The 4,185-nt window shown below is 73.6% G+C and carries 4 protein-coding genes; all 4 read left to right on the top strand.

What is annotated here, in order from left to right; all coding sequences use genetic code 11:
- A partial coding sequence (locus tag CCS38_RS22915) for a DUF7847 domain-containing protein (RefSeq protein ID WP_223735199.1) occupies positions 1-1,380 on the top strand: 1,380 nt, incomplete at its 5' end.
- A gap of 28 nt (positions 1,381-1,408) precedes the next feature.
- On the top strand, positions 1,409-2,077 hold the full coding sequence (locus CCS38_RS22910; protein WP_223735198.1) for a DUF4129 domain-containing protein: 669 nt from the start codon (positions 1,409-1,411) through the stop codon (positions 2,075-2,077).
- Positions 2,074-3,321, top strand: a complete 1,248-nt coding sequence (locus CCS38_RS22905; protein ID WP_223735197.1) for a DUF4350 domain-containing protein — start codon at positions 2,074-2,076, stop codon at positions 3,319-3,321. Before CCS38_RS22910 ends, CCS38_RS22905 begins: the two co-directional genes overlap by 4 nt.
- A partial coding sequence (locus CCS38_RS22900) for an AAA family ATPase (protein ID WP_223735196.1) occupies positions 3,302-4,185 on the top strand: 884 nt, incomplete at its 3' end. The genes CCS38_RS22905 and CCS38_RS22900, both read left to right, overlap by 20 nt.

Below are 4,185 nucleotides of genomic sequence, written 5' to 3'. Positions count from 1 at the left end.
ACCCCGCCCGAGCAGCCCACCGGCACGCAGCCCGCGGACGCCCCGGCGGACGAGCAGGGGACGGCGGATCAGCAGCCGACGCCCACACCTCAGCAGACCACCGATCAGCAGCCTGCGCCCGCACCGGAGCAGACGACGGGTCAACCGCCGTCCGTCCAGTGGGCCAAGGAGCAGCCGCCGGCCGGCCAGTGGTCCGCGCCCAGCGGCGGAGCACCGACCGGAGCGCCGGCCGAGGGAGCGCCGGGCACCGGCCCCCAGGGCGGCCCTCCCGGCGGCGGGCCCGGCTGGGGCGGCCAGCAGGGCTGGAACGGCGGGCAGTCCGGCCCCGGCGGCAATTGGGGCGGCGGCAGGTCCGGTTGGGGCGGCGCATGGTCCCCGCCGCCTCCGGCGGCCAAGCCCGGCGTCATCCCGCTGCGCCCGCTCGGCGTCAACGAGATCCTCGACGGCGCGGTGGCCACGATGCGGGCGCACTGGCGCACCATGATGGGCATCTCGCTCGTCGTCGCGGTGATCACGCAGACCGTCGCCACGGTCGTGACGGGCGTGTGGTTCCGGGGCACCGACAACATGACGCTCGGGACCGACCCGAACGCGGACGTCGAGGAAGTCATGCGCGAGGCCGGCGGCCAGCTCGCCGCCAGCGGCATCACCTGGTTCATCGCCATGCTCGGCACGGTGATCGTCACCGCGCTGATCACCATCGTCGTCAGCCGTGCCGTCCTGGGCCGCTCGGTCTCCACCGGTGAGGCATGGCGCGACTCGCGCCGGCAACTGCCCCGCCTCTTCGGCCTGCTCCTCCTGCTCCCGCTGCTCATCGCGGCCGTCATCACGGTCGGCCTGGTGCCCGGCGTCCTCGTCGCCGTACTCGGTTCGGCACCGGCCGGTGTGGCGCTCGCGGTGCTCGGCGGGCTCGCCGGCCTGGTCGTCGGCGTCTGGCTGTGGATCCGCTACTGCCTCGCCGCCCCGGCCCTGATGCTCGAGAAGCAGGGCGTCATCACGTCCATGCGCCGCTCCGCCAAGCTCGTACGCGGCGCCTGGTGGCGGGTGCTGGGCATCCAGCTGCTCACCGTGCTGATCGTGATGATCGTGGAGTTCATCGTCCAGATCCCGGCCACCATCATCGCCTTCCTGCTCGGCGGGGAGGGCGTCACGAGCTGGATGACCGGCAACGCCGCCACCAGCTGGACCTTCCTGATCGTGGTCGGCATCGGCGCCGTGATCAGCTCGACCGTCACCTTCCCGATCAGCGCCGGCGTCACCGCGCTCCTGTACATGGACCAGCGGATCCGGCGCGAGGCCCTCGACCTGGAGCTGGCGCGGGCGGCCGGCCTCCCCGGCTACGGCACCGACGAGGCCCCCGGCGCCACACCCGGGAGCTGATGCGGTGCCGGCCAGGGGGAGAGTCGCCGTGCTCGCGCAGCACCTCGCGGGCACCGGCGACGACGTGCCCGTACAGATCCCGCGCGGCCCTGCCCGCGAGGCGGCGGAACGCGAACTGTCCAAGCCGCGGTACCACGAGTACGACCCCAACCCGCTCCAGCGAGCCCTCAATTGGCTCTGGAAGCGCATCGACGACCTCTTCAGCGCGGCCGCCGGAGTGGCTCCCGGCGGCTGGGTCGGACTGCTCGTCGTCGTCCTGGTGGTCCTGCTGCTGCTCCTCGCCCTCCGGCTGCGGCTCGGCGCACTGCGCCGCACGCCCACCACCGCCGCCGCGCTCTTCCCCGACCGGCCCCGCACCGCCACCGAGCACCGTACGGCCGCGGAGGCCCACGCCGCCCGCAGCGACTGGACGCCCGCCGTCCAGGAACGGATGCGTGCGCTCGTCCTCGCCCTGGAGGAACGCGCGCTGCTCACACCCGCACCGGGACGCACCGCCGACGAGGCGGCCACCGAGGCCGGCCGTGCCTTCCCGGCCCACGCCGACCGGCTGCGCGCCGCCGCCCGGACCTTCGACGGCATCACATACGGCCGCCGCCCCGGCATCGCTGAGGAGTACGCCCTGCTCAGCGCCCTGGACACCGACCTGAGCCAGGCAAAACCGGACCTCACCACCGCCCAGCACGGGGCCGCCGGATGACCGCTCCGACCGCGTACTCCACCTCCGTGTCGCCCACCGCCGCCAGGATCTGGGCGCGCTCCCGCGGCCTGCTGATCGCGCTCCTCATCCTCGCCCTGGGCGGCATCACCATCGCCGCGCTGAAGTCCGGCGAACAGCACGGCCGTCTCGACCCACGCTCCGCCGACCGCACCGGCAGCCGCGCCCTCGCCACCCTGCTGTCCGAACGGGGCGTCAAAACCGACGTCGTGACCAGCACCGGCGAAGCCGCCGCCGCGGCGGGCCCCGACACCACCCTGCTGATCACCGACCCGAACCTGCTGACCGACCGGCAGCTCGGCACCCTGCGTACGGCCACCGCACGCGCCACCGGCCGCACCATCCTCCTCGCCCCCGGCCAAGCGGCGCTCGACGCGCTGGCCCCCGGCACCCGAGCCGCGGACCCCACCGACACCACCGTGCGCGCGCCGGACTGCACCCTGCCCGCCGCCCGCCGCGCCGGCGACGCCGACCTCGGCGGGGTCCGCTACCGCACCTCCGCGCCCGATGCCGACCGCTGCTACCTCGTCAACGGCCTGCCGACACTGCTCCGCCTGCCGGACGACGCGGCGGACGGCACCGGTCCGGCCGCCGGCGACACCGTGCTGCTCGGCGCTCCCGAGCCCCTCTACAACCACAGGCTTGCGGAACGGGGCAACGCCTCGCTCGCCCTGCAACTCCTCGGTTCGCACCGTCATCTCGTCTGGTACCTCCCCTCCGTCAGTGATCCCGCGACCGCCCAGCACCACGAGCACTCCTTCCTCGACCTCATCCCCTCCGGCTGGCGCTGGGGACTGCTGCAGCTGGCCATCGCCGCCGTACTCACCGCCCTCTGGCGAGCCCGCCGGCTAGGCCCACTCGTCCCCGAACGGCTGCCCGTCACCGTGCCCGCAGCCGAGACGACCGAGGGCCGCGCCCGCCTCTACCAGCAGGCCGATGCCCGCGACCAGGCCGCCGCCGTCCTGCGCTCCGCCACCCGCACCCGGCTGACTCCCCTCGTCGGTGTGCCTCCCTCCGATGTGCACACTGCGGACGTCCTTGTACCGGCCGTCGCCGCCCGCCTCACCTCGCGCGGCGAATCCGGTACAGCCCTGCACGCCCTGCTCTTCGGCCCCGCGCCCGGCGACGACAAGGCCCTGGTCCAACTGGCCGACCAACTCGACGACCTCGAACGCTCGATCCTTCTCCAAGAGAGGCACGCACCTCGTGAGCACCCCGACAGCTGACCGCGCCCGAGCTTCCCTCGAGGCCCTGCGCACCGAGATCGCCAAGGCAGTCGTCGGCCAGGACCCCGCAGTCACCGGCCTGGTCGTCGCGCTGCTCTGCCGAGGCCACGTCCTGCTCGAAGGCGTGCCCGGCGTCGCCAAGACCCTGCTCGTCCGCTCCCTCGCGGCAGCGCTCGACCTGGGTACGAAGCGTGTCCAGTTCACTCCTGACCTGATGCCGAGCGACGTCACCGGCTCGCTCGTCTACGACGCGCGCACCGCCGAGTTCTCGTTCCAGCCGGGCCCCGTCTTCACCAACATCCTGCTCGCTGACGAGATCAACCGGACTCCGCCCAAGACACAGGCGTCCCTCCTCGAAGCCATGGAGGAGCGGCAAGTGACCGTGGACGGAACGCCCCGGCCCCTCCCCGAGCCGTTCCTGGTCGCCGCGACCCAGAACCCGGTGGAGTACGAGGGCACGTATCCGCTGCCCGAGGCCCAGCTCGACCGCTTCCTGCTCAAGCTGACGGTCCCGCTGCCCGCCCGCCAGGACGAGATCGGCATCCTCACCCGGCATGCCGAGGGCTTCAGCCCCCGCGATCTGGTCTCCGCCGGGCTACGCCCCGTCGCCGGCGCCGCCGACCTCGAAGCCGCCCGGACCGCCGTAGCGAAGACCGCGGTGTCCCCCGACATCGCCGCCTACATCGTCGATATCTGCCGTGCCACGCGTGAATCCCCCTCGCTGGCCCTCGGCGTTTCCCCCCGAGGTGCCACTGCACTGCTGTCCACGGCACGCGCCTGGGCCTGGCTGACCGGCCGCGATTACGTCACCCCCGACGACGTCAAGGCCCTGGCCCTGCCCACCCTGCGCCACCGCGTCCAGCT

The sequence above is a fragment of the Streptomyces purpurogeneiscleroticus genome, assembly GCF_020024005.1.
GTDB lineage: Bacteria > Actinomycetota > Actinomycetes > Streptomycetales > Streptomycetaceae > Streptomyces > Streptomyces purpurogeneiscleroticus.
This window is presented reverse-complemented; position numbering and strand designations above follow the sequence as displayed.